General features: G+C 43.4%; 21 protein-coding genes. 11 read left to right on the forward strand and 10 right to left on the reverse strand.

The genetic code is table 11. The annotated features are described in order from the left end of the window. Positions 1-60 precede the first annotated feature (60 nt). From hemW to FGM00_RS14755, 6 genes are all read right to left on the reverse strand, one after another. The gene (hemW, locus tag FGM00_RS14730; RefSeq protein ID WP_138853643.1) at positions 61-1,227 is read right to left on the reverse strand and encodes a radical SAM family heme chaperone HemW; all 1,167 of its coding nucleotides are present in this window, start codon (positions 1,225-1,227) and stop codon (positions 61-63) included. A 225-nt stretch (positions 1,228-1,452) separates the two neighbouring features. After that, a complete protein-coding gene (ruvC, locus tag FGM00_RS14735) occupies positions 1,453-2,007 on the reverse strand; it encodes a crossover junction endodeoxyribonuclease RuvC (RefSeq protein WP_138853644.1) in 555 nt (184 codons plus the stop codon). Positions 2,008-2,118: 111 nt separating this feature from the next. After that, positions 2,119-2,595 (reverse strand): energy transducer TonB family protein, encoded by a 477-nt coding sequence (locus FGM00_RS14740; protein WP_236262795.1) that lies wholly within the window; start codon positions 2,593-2,595, stop codon positions 2,119-2,121. Positions 2,596-2,638: 43 nt separating this feature from the next. Next, positions 2,639-3,769, reverse strand: coding sequence for a tetratricopeptide repeat protein (locus tag FGM00_RS14745; protein WP_138853645.1), 1,131 nt, complete (start codon positions 3,767-3,769; stop codon positions 2,639-2,641). Between the two features lie 9 nt (positions 3,770-3,778). Then, positions 3,779-5,743: a M56 family metallopeptidase gene (locus FGM00_RS14750; protein WP_138853646.1), complete on the reverse strand. Its 1,965-nt coding sequence runs from the start codon at positions 5,741-5,743 to the stop codon at positions 3,779-3,781. Between the two features lie 12 nt (positions 5,744-5,755). Next, positions 5,756-6,148, reverse strand: coding sequence for a BlaI/MecI/CopY family transcriptional regulator (locus FGM00_RS14755; RefSeq protein WP_138853647.1), 393 nt, complete (start codon positions 6,146-6,148; stop codon positions 5,756-5,758). A 202-nt stretch (positions 6,149-6,350) separates the two neighbouring features. Between FGM00_RS14755 and FGM00_RS14760 the strand changes: the two genes are divergently transcribed. Together FGM00_RS14760 and FGM00_RS14765 are read left to right on the forward strand one after the other, a co-directional pair. Beyond that, positions 6,351-6,860 carry a DUF456 domain-containing protein gene (locus tag FGM00_RS14760; protein WP_138853648.1) on the forward strand — a complete coding sequence of 170 codons (510 nt, stop codon included), beginning with the start codon at positions 6,351-6,353 and terminating at the stop codon, positions 6,858-6,860. A gap of 20 nt (positions 6,861-6,880) precedes the next feature. Continuing rightward, complete coding sequence (locus FGM00_RS14765) at positions 6,881-7,912, forward strand: hypothetical protein (protein ID WP_138853649.1); 1,032 nt, start codon at positions 6,881-6,883, stop codon at positions 7,910-7,912. Between the two features lie 29 nt (positions 7,913-7,941). Here the strand turns inward: FGM00_RS14765 and FGM00_RS14770 are convergent, their stop codons facing one another. The 3 genes from FGM00_RS14770 to FGM00_RS14780 all read right to left on the reverse strand — a co-directional run bounded on the left by FGM00_RS14770 (position 7,942) and on the right by FGM00_RS14780 (position 10,295). Further along, positions 7,942-8,418: a nucleotidyltransferase gene (locus FGM00_RS14770; protein WP_138853650.1), complete on the reverse strand. Its 477-nt coding sequence runs from the start codon at positions 8,416-8,418 to the stop codon at positions 7,942-7,944. 233 nt (positions 8,419-8,651) lie between these two features. Then, complete coding sequence (locus tag FGM00_RS14775) at positions 8,652-9,206, reverse strand: nitroreductase family protein (RefSeq protein ID WP_138853651.1); 555 nt, start codon at positions 9,204-9,206, stop codon at positions 8,652-8,654. A 198-nt stretch (positions 9,207-9,404) separates the two neighbouring features. Next, positions 9,405-10,295, reverse strand: a complete 891-nt coding sequence (locus tag FGM00_RS14780) for a LysR family transcriptional regulator (RefSeq protein WP_138853652.1) — start codon at positions 10,293-10,295, stop codon at positions 9,405-9,407. Between the two features lie 78 nt (positions 10,296-10,373). Here FGM00_RS14780 and hutH point away from each other — a divergent pair, with 78 nt between their 5' ends. The 7 genes from hutH (at position 10,374) to FGM00_RS14810 (ending at position 18,782) form a co-directional block, all read left to right on the forward strand. Further along, complete coding sequence (gene hutH / locus FGM00_RS14785) at positions 10,374-11,954, forward strand: histidine ammonia-lyase (protein WP_138853653.1); 1,581 nt, start codon at positions 10,374-10,376, stop codon at positions 11,952-11,954. Between the two features lie 48 nt (positions 11,955-12,002). Continuing rightward, positions 12,003-13,256 carry an imidazolonepropionase gene (hutI, locus tag FGM00_RS14790; RefSeq protein WP_138853654.1) on the forward strand — a complete coding sequence of 418 codons (1,254 nt, stop codon included), beginning with the start codon at positions 12,003-12,005 and terminating at the stop codon, positions 13,254-13,256. Between the two features lie 47 nt (positions 13,257-13,303). Beyond that, positions 13,304-15,325: a urocanate hydratase gene (locus FGM00_RS14795; RefSeq protein ID WP_138853655.1), complete on the forward strand. Its 2,022-nt coding sequence runs from the start codon at positions 13,304-13,306 to the stop codon at positions 15,323-15,325. A 14-nt stretch (positions 15,326-15,339) separates the two neighbouring features. After that, the gene (gene hutG, locus FGM00_RS14800; protein ID WP_138853656.1) at positions 15,340-16,296 is read left to right on the forward strand and encodes a formimidoylglutamase; all 957 of its coding nucleotides are present in this window, start codon (positions 15,340-15,342) and stop codon (positions 16,294-16,296) included. A 263-nt stretch (positions 16,297-16,559) separates the two neighbouring features. Beyond that, entirely contained in the window at positions 16,560-16,730 is a 171-nt protein-coding gene (locus FGM00_RS19840) for a hypothetical protein (RefSeq protein WP_175416236.1), read from the forward strand. Between the two features lie 417 nt (positions 16,731-17,147). Further along, positions 17,148-18,332, forward strand: a complete 1,185-nt coding sequence (locus tag FGM00_RS14805; protein ID WP_138853657.1) for a hypothetical protein — start codon at positions 17,148-17,150, stop codon at positions 18,330-18,332. A 57-nt stretch (positions 18,333-18,389) separates the two neighbouring features. Then, positions 18,390-18,782 carry a group III truncated hemoglobin gene (locus FGM00_RS14810; protein ID WP_138853658.1) on the forward strand — a complete coding sequence of 131 codons (393 nt, stop codon included), beginning with the start codon at positions 18,390-18,392 and terminating at the stop codon, positions 18,780-18,782. Between the two features lie 148 nt (positions 18,783-18,930). On the opposite strand, the gene FGM00_RS14815 is transcribed toward FGM00_RS14810, so the two are convergent. Continuing rightward, on the reverse strand, positions 18,931-20,292 hold the full coding sequence (locus FGM00_RS14815; protein ID WP_138853659.1) for a Gfo/Idh/MocA family protein: 1,362 nt from the start codon (positions 20,290-20,292) through the stop codon (positions 18,931-18,933). Between the two features lie 170 nt (positions 20,293-20,462). Here FGM00_RS14815 and FGM00_RS14820 point away from each other — a divergent pair, with 170 nt between their 5' ends. Both FGM00_RS14820 and FGM00_RS14825 read left to right on the forward strand, forming a co-directional pair. Continuing rightward, a complete protein-coding gene (locus FGM00_RS14820; RefSeq protein ID WP_138853660.1) occupies positions 20,463-21,347 on the forward strand; it encodes a nucleotidyltransferase family protein in 885 nt (294 codons plus the stop codon). Beyond that, complete coding sequence (locus FGM00_RS14825; RefSeq protein WP_138853661.1) at positions 21,338-22,420, forward strand: phosphotransferase enzyme family protein; 1,083 nt, start codon at positions 21,338-21,340, stop codon at positions 22,418-22,420. Before FGM00_RS14820 ends, FGM00_RS14825 begins: the two co-directional genes overlap by 10 nt. The last annotated feature ends 23 nt before the right edge of the window (positions 22,421-22,443 follow it).

Genomic DNA, 22,443 nt, shown 5'->3' on the forward strand with positions numbered 1-22,443 from the left:
GTCGCATTTATTCTTCCCGATACTACGAATTTAATCGCGGCTCCTCGCAAAGACTAAAGTTCAAGACAAGTTAACCATAAACAAATCCGCCGCAATACCATCGGCTAAAAATCTTCCCTTTTTAGTGGCCAATAAGGTATCGTTATCTATGTACAACAAGTGCTCCTCAATATGTTTTTGGGCTTGTTGCAAGGCGTATTCCTTGAATTTCGGGCCGTTCTCAGCATTGATTTTTTCCAAGGAAACGCCCCAAATCGTTCGCAGGCCGGTCATCACGTACTCATTGTATTTATCGGTATTGGAAAGCACCTCCACCTCCATAGGCAGTTCATTTTTTCCAATGGATTTGATATATTTTGGATTGTTATTGATGTTCCACCCTCTCCGAACACCATCATAGGAATGGGCCGATGGGCCGATACCGATGTACTTTTTTTGTTGCCAATAGGCCGTATTGTTCTTTGAAAAATAACCCGGCTTTCCAAAATTGGAAATCTCGTAACTTTCGAAACCTGCCGCCTCCATTTCCTTTAAAAGAATGTTGAAATGTGCTTGTGCTACTTCATCGTCAAGGGGCGCGACTACGCCCTTTTCGATAAAACGGGCCAAAGCCGTTTTGGGTTCGACCGTTAAGGCGTAGCTGGAAATATGCGGGACTCCGAACGACAGTGCTTTTTGGATATTCTCCCGCCACCGGGCGTCGCTCATATCGGGCATACCATAAATCAAATCGATGGAGATATTATTAAAGTATTTTGAAGCTTCCCGAATAGAGCTTTGCGCCTCCTGTGCATTATGCGCCCGGTTCATTAATTTCAGATCTTCTTCAAAAAAGGATTGTATACCAATACTTAAGCGGTTAATTCCGGCTTGTAAATAAACTTCAAAAACATTCGTTCCTAGCCCTTCGACTGTGCTCAGGGTGATATTAGTCAAATCATCGGGATTAGCCTCCAGTGTAATTTCTGGATCTTCGGAAACAGTATAGTTGGCATAAACCGCATCAATGAGTTGTTTGATTTCCATGCTTGTTAATACCGATGGGGTTCCACCGCCAAAGTATATCGTTTCTACCTCTTCATTCGCGAACTCCCCTTTGCGAAGCATCAATTCTTTTTCCAAGGCACCCAGCATCGCCTCTTTCTTTTCCATTGAAGTTGAAAAGTGAAAGTCGCAGTAGTGACAGGCCTGTTTGCAAAAAGGGATATGGATGTAGATTCCGCTCATTGTGAGTATTCAGTTGGCAGAGGCAGTTGCCAGTTAGTTCGAACCAAATGTATCAGTGTTATTCATCTTATTTGCGTCAATATATTTCTGACATCACTGTCATTAAGCTTGTTTATGAATTTGATATAGGATTTCTTTTGGAAAGGTTACTGATATGCTAAAAGGTCTTGAAATCACAAATTTCTCCATTTTTTACACTGCCCGCTACCACTTCCCACTAAAAACTCATTTTTTCACTCTCCCCTCATTCTGTTTCACAAAGGCATCCCAACCGGAATAACTTTTGCCCACCTCAACTCGACCAGCGTTGTAAAAATGGCAGACGGCAGCGGCTAATCCGTCGGTACTGTCTAAATTTTTAGGGAGCGTTTTTAATTGTAGGGTGCTTTGCAGCATTTTGGCTACCTGTTCCTTGCTGGCATTTCCATTGCCCGTTATGGCCATCTTTATTTTTTTTGGAAGGTATTCGGTAATGGGAATCTGTCTGGATAGTCCGGCCGCCATGGCCACTCCCTGTGCTCGGCCCAACTTTAGCATGGACTGTACGTTCTTACCGAAAAAGGGTGCCTCGATAGCAATTTCATCAGGATGATAGGTATCGATCAATTCTACCGTGCGATCGAAAATCAACTTGAGTTTGGTGTATGGGTCTTTGTACTTCGTCAATAGGAGTTCGTTCATTTGAAGAAACTCCATCTGCTTCCCGACCACCTTGATCAAGCCAAAACCCATAATGGTGGTTCCAGGGTCTATTCCAAGAATGATTTTTTCTGTTTTCAATCGTTACTTTTTACTATGCACTTTAACCTTGTAGCCCTTCGAATGCCTACCCTCCGTACGAGACTTCGGAAGCCGGGCGCTCAGGATGACATTTCTCTAGTGGCAAAAAACCTAACCGCTTTTCAAGACAATCGGAATCCGGAACTTTGCCTTTACCGGAATACCCCTTTTTAAGGCGGGTGCCAAAGGTGGTATATTTTTTATCGCCTGCGTAACATTTTTGTCGAATTCCGGTATTTGAACATCGATTACGGAATCTTTTTGAATGGCCAGTACCGAAATTCGGCCATCTTGATCGACCAGAATATCAACCAGTACTTTTGGATTTGTTTCCGTATTGAGGTGATAATCGTATTCCATCAGGGTTTTAGAGCAATGTTTGAGCAATTCTTTTTCAAAGCATCGGCGCTGGGACAGCTTGGAAACCGTTTCATCACAATTCTCGAACAGCGGATAGTTATCCACATCGCTCCAATCGATTTGCTGTAGTTGTTCGTTGACCAACTCGGCCGTTTTCTCTTCCTTTGACGTAAAAAAACCGCAGGAAGCGAGCGAACACATCGTCAGTAAAATAAATAGCTGTCTCATTCCACCTTGGTTTCAGGCGGAAATTACGATTTTATGGCGACAATCAATTATCGGCGAAATGTATTTCCTCTTGGAGTTCACGAATCCGTTTTTCGACTGTTTCGGTGAAAAAGGGATGCTTCTTTTTGAACTTCTTTTCAAACTCCTCATAGTACGCCAACCTTACTTTAGGGTCTTGGTATAATTGATCGGCAACCGTACAGACCTGAAAGTAAGCCATTTCATTGGTCATATCCTCCTCATAAGCCATTTTATAATACTCCAGGGCCGTTTTTAGATCATTTCTTTGACGCGCAACATAGGCCAGCGAGCTGTATTCACCACTCAAATCCGTATCTTGTGCGGCTATTGCCAATTTAAAATTCATTTCGGCACTATCGAGCTGTTTGGCTTTTATGTAGACTTCCCCAAGACCATTGTAAGCCTCTGAAACGGAATCATCCATTTCCAAAAGTGCTTTATAGCGTTTTATCGCTTTTTCAAACTCCCATTCTTTGTAATAACTATGCGCTAGTTTAAGGTATACATGCTCTTTTTCTTCGCCCATTATCAATAAGCGTTCAAATGCGGGAATCGCTTGCCTGTAATCGTTGTTATTATAATGTCCAAGCGCCTTCAAATTAATCAACGCCACATCGTTGGGGTAAAATGCAAGTCCCTTTTCGATATATTCCAAGGCTTGGAGGTTTTCTTGCTTCACCATAAAGTATTTGCCCAATTGAAACAGACTCCGTAAGTGGGTACTATCGATGTTTATTGCCTTTTTATAGGCGACGAGACTACTCGAAAACTGCTCCAATTCCCGAAAGGCTTCTCCTTGATAATAGAAATACTCCGGGTTCGTATTATCATCGGATACCAATTTGGTGAACAATTTACGGGCATCGTTGTACCGCTTGGTTTTAAGATAGAGTTTGCCCAATTCCAGGCGGGAGATTCGTAAATCTGAGTCCTTGTTAACAACGGCTTCGTATTGTGCTATGGCCTTGTCATAATTACCAATGGCATTATAGGCACGGGCAATCTGCAGATTTGAAGCCGTATTTCCAACGGTAGCATAGGTGTTGATAGCTTGGGTATAGTTGCCTGTGGCGTATAGGCTATCGGCAACGGCAGTGGACTGTGCAATTCCTTTACACGTAAATATTAAAATACAAAGAGTTATTGTTCTCAAGAACTAAATTTAAAGTTTAAAGGTAATCGGAATGGAGAAAGGTACATTCACAGGCTCCCCTTTCGCATTTTTACCGGGTTTCATTTTAGGAAGCTTGGAAATAATTCGTACCGCTTCATCCTCCAACAGTTTATCGGGGCCTCTTTTGGCTATACTGGAAATCGATCCATCTTTAGAAATTAAGAACATGATGCTCACCCGACCTTGAATGCCCCTATCCGATGCCTCTTTTGGATAATTAAAATTCTTGCTGATATGCTTACGAACCGATTCTTGAAAGCAGGCCCTCGCGTCGGCTGAATCCTCGCAACCCGGGAAAACCGGTGCCTGTGCAACCGACATAAACGGGATGGCATCTTGAAAGAGAATCCTGGAGCCTTCAGGCATTTCGGCCAATTGTGAAGCTTTGATTTCCTCATACTCCGTTTGGCCTGTCTCAGAATTTACTTTATCATCCTGCAATTTGAACGTAATCGGAATCGAAAAAGGAACGTTGACTACCTCACCGTTTAGTTTTCCAGGAGTCATTTTGGGTAATCTTGAAATAATACGGGCTACTTCAGCTTCTAAAAGCTTGTCAGGACCGCGCATTCTTATGTTCGAAATCTCCCCATCCTGGCCAATCAAAAACATCACACTCACCCGACCCTGTATCCCCTTTTCCTGTGCTTCTTGGGGATAATTGAAATGCTTACTGATATGTTTTTGCATCATTTCTTGAAAACATGCTCGAGAATTGTCCGAATCTTCACAACCCGGAAAAATCGGAACTTCATCTACCACCGCAAAAGGAATTTCCCTCCCCCCATTCGAAATTTGTATGCTATGAACTTCATTTTCATTGAACAATGTGAAATCCTCGTCCAGAATACTGGACTCGATTTGCATTCTCGCTTTCAAAGGCAATCCGCCAGGTCCGGAGATAAAGGAATCTTCGGATAGCGGTTTTGAAAATCGGATTGAGCTTTTGTTACTATCCTTAATCAACAACTCCCAATCTTGAGGCTGTACGGAAAGATCGATCAATCTCGTGAACACTTCACGTTCCTCCTGTAATGAAAGGCTCTCTATATCTACTACCGATATGGTCTCGTGCAATACATCAGTACCGCTGAAATCCTGTTCACAGGAAGTATACCCTAACATTAAAATAAGAATGGGCGCAAAGGTCAAATACTTTAATTTCCAAATTCGTTTCGACTGTGATTTTTGTAACATGACTATTCGTTTTTTAATTAATGAGGATTTAAAAAATTGATTGATGAAAGAGATGTTCTGCGTCTCGAAGACCCGGGACAATAGCAGCTGAAAGTGGGCCTCTTTATTAGTCTTAGCCACTTGGGCATCGGCAATAAACTCGTGCAATTCCGATATTCGGCTTTGGAAGACATAGACCAAGGGATTGAACCAACAAATGACACGCATGAATTCAAAGAATAGCAGGTCATACGTATGCCGCTGTCTGATGTGCACCAACTCATGGGCGATAACATTTTGGTAGTCGCCCTCGAATACCTTATCGCCCACAAAAATGGACTTCAAAAAAGAAAAGGCCACGCGACTGTTGACGATGATAACCTGTGTAAAGTCGGGGAAATGCTGAATCGTACCTTTTTGTTTAAGACGTTGTAGTTGATATAGTTTGTTAATGAAAAACAAACCGGCAAGACACATGCCAACGATTAAAAGTGCAAATTCCCAAGAAACGGCCATTTCCATTCCGTCGTTAGCAGGTACCGTTACCGCAGCCATATCGTTCGCGCTCCATAAAAATTCCGGATACTTGTAGAAGGCTTTGGGAACGCTGGTTTTTAACGCCTCGATCTTTATCCAAGGCAATACCATCGAGAGCAAATAGGTGCCAATGAGGTAGGCGCGGTTCCATTGAAAAAAAGTTTCCCGCTTTAACCAAAAGTCATAAATGATGAGGAACACCAATTGAAAGGCGATGACCTCTAAGATATATTGTATCATAAAACCAAAATTTTAGCTATCATTTTTTTTATTCGTTTCTTCGGACTGGGCATCTATTTTTATTTCTTTCATAATCGATTCCAATTCGGACAAGCTCATTTCGTTCTTTTTCATAAAAAACGATACCATACTTTTGAACGAGCCCTGAAAATAGCCATCTACCAATTTGTTGATGGATTGGTTGCTATAGTCCGCCTTCTTTAAAACCGGAAAATACAAATACCCCTTCCCTTCCTGTTCGTGATCTACAAAACCCTTGCTTTCCAAAATCCGCACTATGGTCGACACCGTATTGTAGGCCGGTTTGGGTTCGGGAAGCTCTTCGATAATGGCGGCCACATTGCACTTTTGCAACTGCCATAAAATCTGCATCACCTCTTCCTCCGCCTTGGTTAGTTGTTTCATTTTGAACTAATTCTTTAGTTGAACTTTGAAACAAATATAACTAAAATTATAGTTCAAACTAATTTTTTAGTTGAATACTTGAATTTTTATTTTAGCTAGTAGTTTTTAATTTTAGGACCAGTGGGATGGTTGACTTGGGAATTCGCCTTTCAAAAGTGTAACAAATGATTGGTATCTTCGTCCAATAGCAAACGAATTATTCATGGATATAGCCTTGACCATTATCGGTTTCCTACTCTGCCTTTTGGGTATTTTAGGTAGCTTCCTTCCCGTACTCCCCGGTCCGCCTGTTAGTTGGGTCGGATTGCTGCTCCTGCACCTCACAAATGCGGTACCACAGAATTGGACCTTTTTAGGAATAACCGCAGCTGTTGCCCTATTGATTTTCGCGATGGATTATGTCATCCCTGCCATGGGAACCAAAAAATTCGGTGGAAGCAGGTATGGTATGATCGGTGCCACAATCGGGCTCGTTGTGGGCCTGCTGGCTCCGATTCCGGGGGGTATTATTATCGGCCCGTTCGTAGGGGCATTCGTTGGGGAGCTTATCAACAAGGCCGATAATAAATCCGCTGCAAAGGCGGCATTTGGCTCGTTCCTGGGCTTCCTAACCGGCACCTTCCTGAAATTCGTGACGGCCATGGTTTTCACTGGTTTATTTTTAGGAAAAATGTGGGATTATCGCGAAGCACTGTTTCCATTTTTATATTAAAAGTGATTTAAAATCTGAGTATGGGAGATATAAAATTGAACAGAATACAACTGTTAACCTATGGTTTACCAATACTGGTCGTATTGATTTCCGTAGGCATTGCCATCAGCCCCTTACTATCAAAGTATCCGCAACTGACCACGGCCCTCACCTATGACTTCACCCTTACCGCGCCGCTCCTTTTTCTATTCTTGTCGCAAAAAAGTAAGGTTTCCAAATTAAAAGCAGTGCCATTCTTTGTTGGTGGGACACTGATCGCTACGTATTTACTTCCCGAAAACGGACGAGAACATCTTGATTATATCATTAGCTATGTATTGCCTGTTATAGAGTTGACCGTTTTTACCATTGTCCTTCGCAAGATATACGATGGGATAACAATCTATAAATCCAATTCAGCGCTTGCGAAGGATTTCTACACGATTAGCAAAAAGAGCGCACAGGAATTGTTTGGAAAATCTAAATATGCTTCCTTTTTTGCGTCCGAAATTACAATGCTGTATTATGCTTTTTTTGCTTGGAAAAAGGCGAAACTACGACCCAATGAGTTTACCAATTATAAGGAAAACGCCACCATTGCCCTGGCGTGTGCTCTATTGATGGTCGTTTGTATCGAGACGGTCGCTTTTCACGTACTCTTACAAAAATGGAGCTCCCTTGCCGCTTGGCTATTTACCGCAACAAGCATTTATACCGGGTTTATGATTATTGGGCACGTTAAAGCATTACTATATCGTCCATCCGTTCTTACTCCAAACAAACTAATCTTGAAAAACGGACTTATCGCCGACATCAACATTGACTTGAAGGCGATTGAAAAAATTGAATTGTGTTCTAAAGAAATGCAATCCGATGAGCTAAAAGTCGCAAATCTCGGCCTAGCAAAAGAAAGTACCGGCCACAATATTGCGATTCACTTTACGAAGCCACAAACCATTGAAAAGTTATATGGGCTTACCGAGGAGTGCGACCTATTGTTGCTTCATATGGATGATCAGAATGCATTCGTAGATTGCATCAACGAAAGATTAACTGGATTGAATTCATTTTAGTAGGCCAAAAGAAATAAATCCTATTTCATCTATTGCAATTTATGAATCCGTTTCAGCTCTTGAATATCCAGCAAATCTTTCGGCCTTCCGGATTTAACTTTACTGATGATTAAATCGTTCAATGATAATACTTTGTAAATTTTGCTGGGAGTCTCATCGATTACAAATTCTTTAGCGTCAAGATATGCTTCTTCAAAGGTTTTATTTACCGAAAAATTTGTGATCAATTCAAGATCTAAATCAATTGGAGAAAAAGTAATTGAAATGTTTTGCCGTTTATTTTTTACTTCTTTTGGAAAATCACTGATCTCATAGCCCATCTCCTTAAATACACTCAGCAGCTTATCGAAGTTCTTCTCCGAAGTATCTATCCAAAAATCGACATCCAATGAATTTCGATTATATCCATAAAATTGAACTGCTGCACCGCCAACCATCAACATACGAACTCCATGTTTGGTTGTCAAGGCTATAAAACTATTCAGATTTTCTTGCCAATGTTTCATTGTTGTTCGACTTGAAGCACAATCTCGAAATTATCATTAGCAGGGGAATTTTTGGAATGGGGAAGTATTTTCTTGGATTGATACAGCAACTTTAACCAAGCATAAAAACGTTCTTGTGGTGAAAGGCTTAAAAACCTTAGCTCTTGCTCTCTTTTACTTTCTTTTTTTGTTCGATAGTTCACCTTCATTAGTTCCGAATTATAGAGGTTAAGTTACTCAAAAACAAAGTAACATTAATCCAACCAGACCACTTTATCCGTAATCGGAGTTCGCTCCCCCTCCGGTATATCCACCTTATAATAGCCCATATAAAAGAAACCCAAACACTTTTCCCCTTCTTTTAAATCGAAGAATTCCCCCATATATTTTATCAGTCCCGGAGAGCTCCAATACGACCCGATACCCAGTTCGGTACAGCACAACCACATGTTTTGTACGGCCATGGCCACCGACGCGATTTCCTCCCATTCGGGCACACTTTCCTTGACATCACGTTGCATGCATATCGCTATTAACGCTCCCGCCTTTGCAGGATTCTCGAGCAATTTTTTAACCTTGATTTGTTTGGGTCTTGGTTCAACTTCCTTGTACTTCTCGGATAAAAATCTACCCAATTTTTCCTGTGAAGGCCCCTGCATGACCTTGAATCGCCAAGGCTCGGTCTTTTTATGGGTCGGTGCCCAATTAGCGGCCTCGAGGATTTTTAGGACATCGGCCTTTGCAATTGGCTTGTCGTTATAGGAAGATGGAAAAACGGAACGTCTCTTTTTTATTAAATCGAAAATCATAAATTGGTACTTTAGTGTCATTTCCCCGAAGGAGTGAATCTGTTTATTATACAAAACATAGTTTATTCGGACATCTACGCTTGTAGTTATCCAACAAAAATACACTTTTGGGTCGGACACGAAGGGAACCAATAAATATGAATCTTGAATTTTGAGTGTAGAATTCAGAATTCAAAATCTGCGTTTCCGTTTGTATTTTCAATCCTCCGCTAAAAGCAAATCCATACTGTGTTTGAGTACAGGGTTCCGGTTATCGGATTTCCAAATAACGGATAAAATCGCTTTCTGCTTTATATTTTTAAGTTCGATAAATTGGACGTCCATTTGAAAACCGTATTGTAAAGCGGTCGGTATGATAGCAATTCCCATATGATTTTCGACCAGCTTGAAAATCGTCTGCGCATGCACCGATCGGTGGGAAACCTTGGGTGTAAAACCGGCATCTTCGCAAATACTCATAACCTTGTCAAAGTACAAGGGACTGTACTCTTTGGAAAATAGGATGAAATGTTCTTCCTGCAATTGTTTTATGGTGCGAAAAGAGTTTTGAGATAGCCGATGGTCTTTTGGCAACACCAGCGAAAAGGTGTCTTCGAATACAGGCCGTATTTGAAGTCCGCTTGGAACTCTGGCCAAACGCACAAAACCTAGGTCGAGTTTATCCTTTAACACGGCGTCGACCTGAGCGCGGTTCGAAAGTTCGTCCAGGGTGGTTTTGATTTCAGGAAATTTATCGCGTAGCCGAATCAATAAATCGGGCACCACCTTTTGCATCGCGGAGCCTAAAAAACCGATACGAAGCCCTCCGGAACTTCCGGCATCGATCAATTTTAATTGCTTTTGGGTGCGGTCCAGATGGTTCAAGATAAACTCAAGCTCTCCTTTCAAGTAGGTTCCTGCTTGGGTCAGCACTACCTTCCTCTTATTGCGGATGAACAACTGCGCTTCCAAAATCTCCTCCATTTGCTTGATTTGCCGACTTAATCCGGGTTGGGAAATAAAGAGTCTTTCGGCGGCCTTTCGAAAGTGTAATTCTTCCGCAACCGCCATAAAATAGTTAAAATGCCGCAACTCTAATTGATAACCCATAGTTATTATTTCTTGACCAAATTGATATTGGTAATTATCAAACTTAAACTATATCTTTAGAACACCAAAACAGATACCATGGTGACCGCTCCAAAAACATTCCACTTGGGGGAGGACTGGCTTACGGCCGGCATTGCCCTCGCCATTGCCCAAGGCAGGACACAACTTAAACTCACGACAACAGCGCGGAATAGGATACGCGCAAGTGCGGCCGCGGTGCAACATATTGTTGAGAAAGGAGCGGTGGTGTATGGTATCAATACGGGGTTCGGCCCATTATGTACTACAACAATCTCCAAGGAAGAAACCCGGATTTTGCAGACCAATATTCTACAAAGTCATAGCGTTGGAGTGGGTGAGCCGATCGCTTCCATTTTGGCAAAACTAATGCTTATCCTAAAGGCACAGTCTCTTTCGAAAGGCTATTCCGGTATCGCTGAAAGTACCATTGACCGAATTATATGGCATATCGAGAACGACGCCATCCCTGTAGTGCCAGAACAGGGTTCTGTTGGAGCCTCCGGGGACCTAGCGCCCTTATCACATCTCTTTTTGCCATTGATCGGATTGGGCAAAGTGGAACATGAAGGTGCCGTACAACCAACGGCCGACTTCTTTAAAAAAGTCGGGCTAAAACCTTTGGCATTGGGAGCAAAGGAAGGCTTGGCCTTGATCAACGGCACGCAGTTCATTGCGGCCCATGCCGTGAAAGTCGTTGCCGAATTGCATTCCGTTTTAGCCCAATCCGATGTTGTAGGGGCCATGATGATCGAGAGCCTACAAGGTTCCGTAAAACCCTTCTACAATGAACTGCATGCGTTGCGCCCTTTTAAGGGTAATGTGCATGTGGCCAAAAGGGTAAAGCGATTGCTAAAAGGTTCGGAAATCATGGAAGACCATATCGATTGCGAACGTGTTCAGGACCCTTACTCCTTACGTTGTATTCCACAGGTACATGGTGCCTCTAGAAATACATGGTTGCATTTAAAGGAGCTTCTTGAAATTGAACTGAATTCGGTCACCGACAACCCGGTCATCTTTGATAAGGAGCTGACGATTAGCGGTGGCAATTTTCATGGCCAACCCCTGGCTATGGCCTTGGATTATGCCTGTCTGGCCGCTTCCGAACTCGGGAATATTTCGGACCGTAGAATTTATTTGGCGCTCGAGGGCAATAGCCCCGGTGTCCCTAAACTACTCATGAAAGATACCGGTATCAATTCGGGTTATATGATCTTGCAATATACCACGGCTGCATTGGCGAGTGAAAATAAAGGCCTATGTTTTCCCTCAAGCGCCGATAGCATTCCCACTTCCTTAGGACAGGAAGACCATGTGAGCATGGGTTCGATCAGTGGGCGAAAAGCCTTGCAAGTAATCGGTAATGTGAAAAAAATATTGGCCATAGAACTGCTGACCGCAGCGCAGGCCTTTGAGTTCAGAAAACCGATGAAGTCCGGAATTTTCTTGGATGAAATTCATAAGGAAATCCGTAAAAGAGTTCCTTTCGCGACCATGGACCGTGTTTTTGCCGATGATATCGAAATCGGTATTCAAATGATCGAGGAAGAATTCGTGCTTGCCATCATCGAAAGAGTCAGAAAACAAAAAGGAATATCTTTGAACACCACCTATTCGGGTGAGTTCGAGAACTATTGAATTGAATCAAAAGACGAGGTACTACTTACCCAGTACTAAAAATAAACCATGAACAACTACCAATTTATAGGCCCCTTTAAGCAACTGCTCCCCATGTCTGGCTTGCCGCTCAAAGGAGCACTTTCTGACGGTCAGCTTCCTGTAATCGAAAACGCGGGAATGCTTCTAGAAAATGACCGCGTATTAAAAATAGGTCCTTATGATGCAATCCTTGCGGATGCCTCATCCCGAAAAGCGGACATCATAGCATTAAAGGGTGACCATGTTTGTATTCCTGGCCTTATCGATGCGCACACGCATATCTGCTTTGGCGGAAGTCGGGCCAATGATTATGCCATGCGAAATGCGGGAAAATCCTATCTGGAAATTGCAAAAGCCGGGGGTGGCATTTGGGATACCGTGACCCAAACCAGAAAGGCGACCAAGGCCGAATTGGTCAAAAAAACGATCAAACGGGCCAAACAACATTTGAAAAACGGGGTCACCACCATAGAGGTAAAGAGCGGGTACGGCCTTTCGGTCGACGAAGAACTTAAAATGCTCAGGGCCATTCGGGAAGCCAACAAGGAACTTCCGATAGATTTGATTTCCACCTGTTTGGCCGCGCATATGTTGCCCAAGGATTTTGAAGGGGATGAAGAAAATTATTTAACGGAAATCGCTGAAAAACTATTTCCCGTTTTGAAGGAAGAAAAACTCACCAATCGCATCGACGCTTTTATTGAAGAGAGTGCCTTTTACGAGGCTCAGATCACTCCATATTTTCAAAAAGCCCGGGAAATGGGGTTTGACATCACCGTACATGCGGACCAATTTTCTACCGGCGGTAGCCAGGTCGCCGTCGCTTTCGGTGCGGTTAGTGCGGACCATTTGGAAGCCAGTACGCAGGCTGAAATCGAACTATTGGCAAAAAGCAATGTCATCGCTACTGCGCTACCCGGTGCCTCTTTGGGCTTGGGGTGTGGCTTTACACCGGCCCGAAAAATATTGGACGCAGGCGGCGCTTTGGCCATAGCCAGTGACCACAACCCGGGTTCCGCACCTATGGGTGATTTGCTTACCCAAGCCGCTATCTTGGGCACTTTTGAAAAATTGACCAATGCCGAAGTGCTGGCAGGCATTACCTATCGGGCGGCTGCGGCCTTGAATCTAAAAAACAGGGGGCAATTGGCTCTAGGGTTTTTAGCCGATTTCTGCTTATTCCACACCAACGATTACAGAGAAATCCTTTACAACCAAGGCTCGTTTAAGCCGTGTGTGGTTTGGAAAAATGGGCAGGCCGTTTTTGATAAACATCAGTAGAAGTACAAAATTAGAAGTTAGAGATTAGGTATAAGTAAAAAAGGAAAATGAGTCTAGATTTCAAATCACAAATTCTACGGGGGATACCTGCCAGTCTTCCAGAGAAAAGGGAATATGTTTACAGTGCGAACCACGCGCCAAAACGGAAAGACATTCTTTCTTTGGATGAGAAAAGGTTGGCGATTCGCAATGCCTTGCGTTATTTTCCGGAAGCATGGCATCAAGAACTGGCCCAGGAATTTGCGACCGAATTACAGGCGCATGGGCGTATCTACATGTATCGGTTCAAGCCGGAATACGACATGTACGCTCGGCCAATCGGCGAATACCCGGCCCTATCGCTTCAAGCCGCCGGTATTATGCTGATGATCCAAAATAATTTAGACCCGGCGGTGGCACAACACCCCGAGGAACTCATCACCTATGGGGGTAACGGTGCGGTATTCCAAAATTGGGCGCAGTACCTATTGACCATGCGGTATTTGGCCATGATGAGCGAGGAGCAGACGTTACACGTTTATTCCGGACATCCAATGGGCCTGTTTCCTTCTTCAAAAGAAGCGCCTCGCGTTGTAGTGACCAACGGGATGATGATCCCCAACTATTCGCGACCGGACGACTGGGAGAAATACAATGCGCTGGGGGTGACCCAATACGGACAGATGACCGCTGGCTCCTACATGTACATTGGCCCCCAGGGCATCGTTCATGGTACCGCCATTACGGTAATGAACGCTTTTCGAAAGGTCTTACAAAGGAATGAAAATCCCGCAGGGAAACTATTCCTGACCGCAGGGCTGGGCGGTATGAGCGGTGCACAGCCTAAAGCGGGAAATATCGCAGGCTGCATCACTATTTGCGCAGAAGTAAATCCGGCGGCGGCAAAAAAAAGGCACGAACAAGGTTGGGTCGATGAATTATTGGACGATATGGAAGAGCTGGTTTCCCGAACCAAAAAGGCAATTAAAGAGAAAGAAACAGTTTCCCTGGCGTTTATAGGAAATGTAGTGACCGTCTGGGAAAAATTTGATGAGGCCGATATCTTTATTCACCTCGGCTCTGATCAAACCTCTTTGCACAACCCGTGGGCGGGCGGGTATTATCCGGTCGATTATTCATTTGAAGAAGCCAACGATTTGATGAGTGAAAGCCCTGACCTGTTTAAAGAAAAGGTACAGGAATCGCTTAGACGCCATGCCCAAGCCATTAACAACCACACTGCAAAGGGCACCTATTTCTTCGATTACGGCAATGCGTTTCTGTTGGAGGCCTCCAGGGCAGGAGCGGATATCATGGCGGAGAATACCATCGATTTTAAATACCCTTCTTATGTTCAGGATATTTTGGGTCCTATGTGTTTTGACTACGGATTCGGACCCTTCCGTTGGGTATGCACTTCGGGAAATCCCGAAGATTTGCGAAAGACAGATACCATTGCCCTAAAGGTTATGGAACAAATCAAAGCGGAAGCTCCGGAAGAAATTCAGCAGCAAATGCAGGACAACATTAAGTGGATAACTGAGGCGGAAAACAACCGATTGGTAGTAGGTTCCCAGGCCAGGATTCTATATGCCGATGCAGAAGGTCGTGCTAAAATTGCGGAGGCCTTCAACAAAGCCATTCGGTCTGGGAAAATTCAGGGGCCCATAGTTTTGGGACGGGACCACCACGATGTGAGCGGTACCGATTCCCCTTTCCGGGAAACAAGTAATATTTACGACGGCAGCAAGTTCACTGCCGACATGGCCATTCATAACGTTATTGGAGATAGTTTTCGTGGCGCTACCTGGGTGAGCATACACAACGGTGGCGGCGTAGGTTGGGGCGAAGTGGTAAATGGCGGATTCGGCATGTTGCTCGATGGCTCGGAAGCGGCGTCAAAGCGATTGAAAAATATGCTATTTTACGACGTGAACAATGGTATTTCCCGACGCAGTTGGGCACGCAATGAAGAAGCCTTGTTCGCAATTAAAAGGGAAATGGCCCGTACACCGGCATTGAAGGTTACCCTACCGAATTTGGTAGATGATGCTTTATTGCACGGATTGTTCGATGAAGCGGTAACTTAAAGTCAAAAACCAGTATGAATAGATATATCGCTACCAAGCCCGAAATATATATCGGTCGAGAATCGAATCGGCAGCTATACTTGCACCAAAAAATACGTTGTGTCGATTTGGAACAGGAATGGAATCTATCCAATGAGAAATCTATTGGTCTCTTAGGGTATGCCTGTGATGCGGGGGTTAAAAGGAACCAAGGCCGTAAAGGTGCTGCGAAAGGACCAAATGCCATCAGAAAAGTGTTGGGCAAAATGCCCAATCATCTTGCTGAAAACGTTGTTTTTTCAGATTTCGGCACCATTAAAGGACCTGCCGACGAGATGGAAAATGCACAAGCATTATTAGCTTCCAAAACAAGCCATTTACTTCAGATGAATGTGTTTCCAATACTGTTGGGGGGTAGCCACGATATTGCCTATGGTCATTACAATGGTTTAAAAACCCCTATGGGATCGGATAAAACCATTGGCATCATTAACTTTGACGCCCATTTTGATCTTCGCTCCAACGAAAGCGGAAACAACTCCGGTACCCCGTTTTACCAAATAGCCCAAGATTGCCAGACAGAAGGTAAACCGTTCCACTATTTGGCTTTAGGCATTCGCCAAGACGCCAATGACAAGCTGCTTTTTGAAACTGCCTCAACGTTGGGTGTAGACTATGTTGAAAATAGGAATTTTGATCTCAGCCATTTCACAACAGTAGAAAACGCACTTGATAAATTCATTGAGCGTGTAGACCATATATACGTGACTATAGATTTAGACGGATTCTCATCTGCCTATTCCCCAGGGGTGAGTGCCCCTTCTCCCATGGGTTTTTCCCCGGACATCGTGCTAAAGTGCTTGGAAAAAATTATTACATCAAAAAAATTGCAGAGTCTTGATCTGGCGGAAATGAATCCGAAGTACGACATCGACAATCAAACTGCTAAATTGGCCGCAAGTCTGATTCACTTTGTAATTCATTCGATTTAGCTAGCTTCTTTAGAGACGCTCATCTACAAAATGGCTTCCAAGCGAATTTCAATCCCCGTCAAACAAAAAATCTTTAAAAGTTCACTATAAAGTCCAAATCATGCTTTTTATCGTAAGCATTAACCAATCAACGATAATTTAGAACAGTAAATCGTTTGTGATTTAAATTTGCAGAAACACTAACCACTAATCGCATCGTACCATCAATTTGGAGTACATGGGTTTGTGGCTATATATCCTAAATAGACTCAACATTCCCCCCTATGGAAAGAACACGTTCAAAAGCCAAAGTTGCGAAAGCCGAAGAAAATTGGAAACGCTTGCAAGAATTGCGAAAGAAAGAGGAAGAGATTAGAAAAGCATCCAAGCTTAAAAAGGTGTCCGAAAAAGACAGTAATCCCGAAGATTCCTCCCCACTTAAAGAAATTGCCTAATACCGGCCTTGTGTCCACATATTTTTCCTCTGTCTCATCCTAGAATATACTTCATAAAAAAAGCCTCCCAACTTGGAAAGCCTTTCATTGGCTCGAAACTAAAAAGATTCGAGTCACAACACAACGGCACAAATATAACAAAGGTTTTGAATTAAATGGCATTCGTGATGCACGAAACATCAAATCTAATTTTTAAAATAGTAGATTTAAGACGGCTTGTTATATCGATAAAACGCTACTATTCTCGATTTGCCAAGTTGCCCTTATCGGTCGAAAAACCTGAATTAAGGATTAGCCACAAGCTGTTTGCACCTCGTCGAACTTCAACACCATAGAACGTGTAAAGAGCCATCACTAAGAAATCCATCCTAATTTTGGAATCTGTTTTAATCTCAAAACAGATACTTATAAAAGACGATGGTAAAAAAATACATCTTTTATGTTCTCATTGTCGGTCTTGCCGTTTCCTGCCAAAAAGAAGAATTGGTAACAAATCCCGTATCCATGGTCGAAACCGTCTTGCTACCGGAGGAAGAAAAAAACAGTGGTATTGAAAGGAATGATACGGAACCTATTCTCAACTGGATCGATCATCTTCAAGCTACGAACGGCCTATTGACCAGCTCGGAAAATCAGGATTTCGTATCGCTTTACGACAACGCCTTGGCTGCCATATTTTTCATTCAACAGGGAGAGTTGCATAAAGCGGAATCAGTATTGGATTTCTTCGCAAATAGCATAGAAAATGAGTTCGGAATAGATTCAGGCGGATTCTATCAATTTAGAAATAAAGCCGGTGAAAACGGAAGCCGTAAATGGTTGGGCGACAATGCTTGGTTACTTATGGCAATCCGTCATTATCATCAGGCCAGCAATTCGCAAAAATACGCCCTCATGGCCGATAAGCTCGAAAACTGGATCCGGTCTTTGCAAGATGTGGACGGTGGTCTTTTCGGAGGTTACAATGAAAATGGTACGGCAATCCCTAAAGTGACCGAAGGCATCCTTACTGCTTACAATGCCATTCCCGGCTATGATGACTTTCATAAGAATATTCTCCACTATTTGCAAAACGACCGTTGGGACGCGAAGCTGCAGAATCTTGTCGCTTGGCCGGACAATGAAAGCTATACCAATGCACTCGATGTTCTGGCTTTAAGTCAAAGTATTTTATCAGATTTTCCAATTAACAGTCTAGATGCTGCTGATACCCTTTTCCTTACATCACAAACCAGTACACTTTCAGGCCAGGAGGTTACAGGCTATTGTTTTGACGAGGACAAAGACGTCATCTGGTTAGAGGGTACCGCCCAAATGGCTGTCGCATTTCAGACTATCGGAAATCAAGAAAAATCTCAAGAACTACTAACGCAAATCGAAAAGACATTTATTCGAAGTTTTGAAATGAATAGTGCTAAAGGAATCCCCTATGTGACCAATCACGGAACTAATTACGGAGCTACGATCCTATGGGATCATGCCGATATTACCCCTGCCTTATCATCGACCGTATGGTACCTTTTTGCGCAAATGAATTTTAACCCTTTACTTCTTGGCAAGCAAAAAAATATGCCTGAGGCGGATAAATTCTGGCTCCCTTGAACAAGCCTTAAGTAAGTCATCAACTTTATTCCTTACCTTGACGATTATACACTATAAATGTCTGCTAAAGCCGATATAGCAAATAGGTCCGAAATCGCCCTTTTGGTTCGTACCTTCTATTCGAAAATCAGAAAACATTCCGAACTTGGGCCTATTTTTGAAACGGTCATCACCGACTGGGAAGAACACTTTGAATTGCTTACCGATTTTTGGGAAACGCAGCTCTTCCTGAAACGCAAATACCACGGCAATCCGGTCACCGTACATCAAGAGGTCGATAAAAAAGTGAATCATACGGTTACCTCAGAACATTTCGGTCAATGGCTCAACCTCTGGTTTGAAACCTTGGACGAACTTTTCGAGGGCGAAAACACTTGGATTGTCAAAAACCGCGCTCAAAAAATGAGTACGATGTTGTTCATGAAAATTTTCGAGGCGAGAAAATTATGATTAGGGAATAGAGAATAGAGAATAGAGAATAGAGAATAGAGAAAGTAAAAAACTACACTTCTAAACGATATCCTTTATTTGCCAAATTCCCTCTTTGTCTTGATTCTTGTCTCTTGTTTCTAGGCTCTTATTCCATATTCCAGTAAGGCTAATAGCTCTCCTTGATCCATTGGTACGGTTGTCGCTTTATCCACATACCCCGTGTAAAATCGGGAAAGTCCTGAGGTTCGCCGTTGTTCGCAATAGAGGCTTCCGACAAGGGGGTTACGGCACTCCACGCAGCCGCGTCATACGCATCCAGTGGTGGTGCAATGTTCGCTTTGGCAGATTCAACGAAAGAATTCAGTACAAAGAAATCCATGCCCCCATGGCCGGCATCCAGGGCGTACTCCCCAAACTTTTGCCATAACGGATGATCGTATTTTTTAAGCCATTCGGTATCGGCATCCCAACTGTGCGCCTCTTTTGATTGGCCTTCGATATAAATTCTATCGCCGTCATTTTCCCACAAACCGTTAGCGCCTTGCACCCGAAATCCTAAGGAATATGGTCTTGGCAAATTGCAATCATGGGTTATGATAATCGTCTCGCCATTGGCAGTGTCGATGGTAGAGGTAATTACATCGCCCTGCCTAAACTTTACCTTTGTGTTCGGATGGTCCTCCCCTCCGACTTGCACGATATAATTATGCAATCCTATGCCCTTCGTGGCGTGCGAGGTCATCGATACAAATCGATTGCCCCTGTTGATGTCTGCCATCACCGCAATCGGACCAACGCCATGAGTAGGGTATACATCGGCATTGCGCTTTACCGAATGCTCTGTACGCCATCTCGCTTCAGAAATACCCTTTTCCCCAAACTCGGCCCCTTTACCATAAGCGGTTTTTCCATCATTGAATTTTACATGGCGCAAATCGTGTTGGTACCCACATCTAAAATGTACCAGCTCTCCAAAGACATTTTGCTTCACCATATTCAAAACGGCCATGATATCGCGTCGGTAGTTTACGTTCTCCAAAATCATCATGTGGTTGCCCGTTTGTTCGTGAACATTCACCAGGTCCCAACACTCTTCCATCGTATTGGCCGCAGAGACTTCAACACCTGCGTACTTTCCAGCTTTCATGGCATCAACGGTCATTCGTACATGCCATAACCATGGGGTAGCAATGATAACAGCATCAACTTCCTTTAGCGCCAAAAGATTCCGGTAATCCAAGTCGTTGCTCCCAAAGGTTTTTGGGGCCTTCCCACCCGCTTTGGCGATTTTATCTTTTGCTATGGCTATACGATCTGCGTCGATATCGCATACCGCGGTCACATTTACGTCCTTACGCAAAAGCAGGTTCTCGAGATGGTTCGTACCCCGCAGTCCTGCACCAATGAGTGCCACGTTTAATTTATTATTTTGGTTAGTATCGAACATGCTGTAGGTGAGGTTGGGGGCCAAAGCAGTCCCAGCACCTATCAGCGCTGATTTTCGAATAAATTTTCGTCTAGAATTCATAGTGCTGTTTTTAAGTTTGGAAGTAGAATACGATTTGCAATCACATTCCGTTAAAATATAAAATTCCAAACTCATTTAGTTTCAAAAAGGATGTTTTTATAGGAAACTAGTGGGTCAACGCCCTTTATTTTGAATCAAAAAACTACTTTTGTAGTATAAATACCATATTCATGACATTACTTTTAATGGCCGCAGGAAGCGGAAGCCGATACGGAAAACTGAAACAATTCGATGATTTAGGTCCAGAAGGGGAATTCTTAATGGAGTTCGCCATCTACGACGCCCTTAAAAACGGATTTGACCACATCGTGGTAATCACAAAAAAAGACAATGTTAATTTCCTACAGGAGCATTTAGAAGACAGATTGCCCTCCGATGTGAGGTTAGATGTTTTGGCACAAGAAATCACCGATTTGCCCTACGGTGTTGTTTTCACTGGAGAGCGACCAAAACCATGGGGAACGGCCCATGCCGTTTGGACCGCTAGAAATGTCATAGATGCACCATTTTGTGTGATCAATGCCGATGATTTTTACGGACAATCCGCTTACGCCAACGCCGCAAAATTTATCAAGGAGCATCCCCAAGATGACCACTATGCCCTGATAGGGTACACCTTGAAAGACACCCTTTCGGAACACGGTACCGTTTCAAGAGGTGTTTGCATGACCGATGGCGACAATTTAATTTCAGTAGATGAACGATTAAAGCTGGCACAAGAGGGCGACAAGGTTATCGATGCCGATTCGGGTATGGAATATACCGGTGACGAATTGGCCAGTATGAACTTTTGGATATGTCGTCCCGCTATCTTCGATGAAATCGAGACCGAATTTCGCGAGTTTTTAGAAGATGATCATATGATCAGAACCAGCGAACTTTACATCCCAAAAACGATTCAGAATTTATTGCAGGCAGGTAAGGCTAAAGTGAAAGTGGTGCCATCGCAAGACAATTGGTTTGGAGTAACCTATGCCAGTGACAGGGAAGTTGCGGTCAAAAGCCTACAACAAAAAACGAACGAGGGACAGTACGTGTCTCCCTTATGGCAATAGCATCAAATACGGACGAAGCGCTTAGTGCAATATTAGGGCAATTTAAAATCCCCGAGGACAACTACACTTTTCAGGCAATGACCAGTGGCCTGATCAATGACACCTTTTTGGTTTCGAATGCCGTTCGCCCGATTTATGTGCTACAGCGAATCAATCATGTGGTCTTTGAAAATGTCTCCGGCCTTATGGGCAATTTTCAAAATGCGCTTCACCATCTAAGGGGTAGCGACTATACACAACTCGATCTGGTACCGACCAAAGAAGGTGGTTCTTATTACGAGCGAAAAGATGAACCCATATCGTACTGGAGGTTAATAGGTTTTTTAGAAAACACACGCACCTATGATACCGCTCCCAATGAAGAAGTCGCTTTCGAGGCGGGACGTATTATCGGCAAGTTTCATGTGCTTTTACAAAAGGCCGACCCTTCCCAATACATCGAGACCATACCTCGCTTTCATGAACTTGAATTGCGCAGCGATCAATTTTTCGAAGCCTTGGGTTCTGCATCTTCAGATCAGCTAAAAATGGCGGGTAATGCTATTTCATTCGCGAAGGAGACATTCGGGAAACTTCTCACCATGCAAGTGAATGATCTTCCCATTCGCGTTTGTCATAACGACACAAAGCTGAACAACATCCTATTCTCCGAAACTACCCAAAAAGCGCTGTGCCTGATAGATCTGGACACCCTGATGTGCGGTCGCTTCTCATATGATTTCGGAGATGCCGTACGCACCATTGCCAATACAGCTTCCGAAGATGAAGAAGATCATTCCAAAATCAATTTTCAAAAACCGCTTTTCAAAGCACTGGTGATGGGTTTGGCCAGCAATGGTGCCTTTCTCTCCGACAAGGAAATACAGTCATTAGCAAGCGGAGCGGTGCTTATGCCGTTCCTACACGGTCTTCGCGCCTTGACCGATTATCTTAACAATAATAAATACTACAAGGTCAGCTACGAAAATCAAAACCTAGACCGTTCGGCGAGTTTATTTGCCTTTACCGAGAAGGCCCTCGATCACTTGGTATACATGAAAGAGGTAACTAGGGAAAATTTGGTTTCGTTATAGCGATTTTCGAAAAAGCTTACTCT

Source organism: Aggregatimonas sangjinii, assembly GCF_005943945.1.
Lineage (GTDB): Bacteria > Bacteroidota > Bacteroidia > Flavobacteriales > Flavobacteriaceae > Pelagihabitans > Pelagihabitans sangjinii.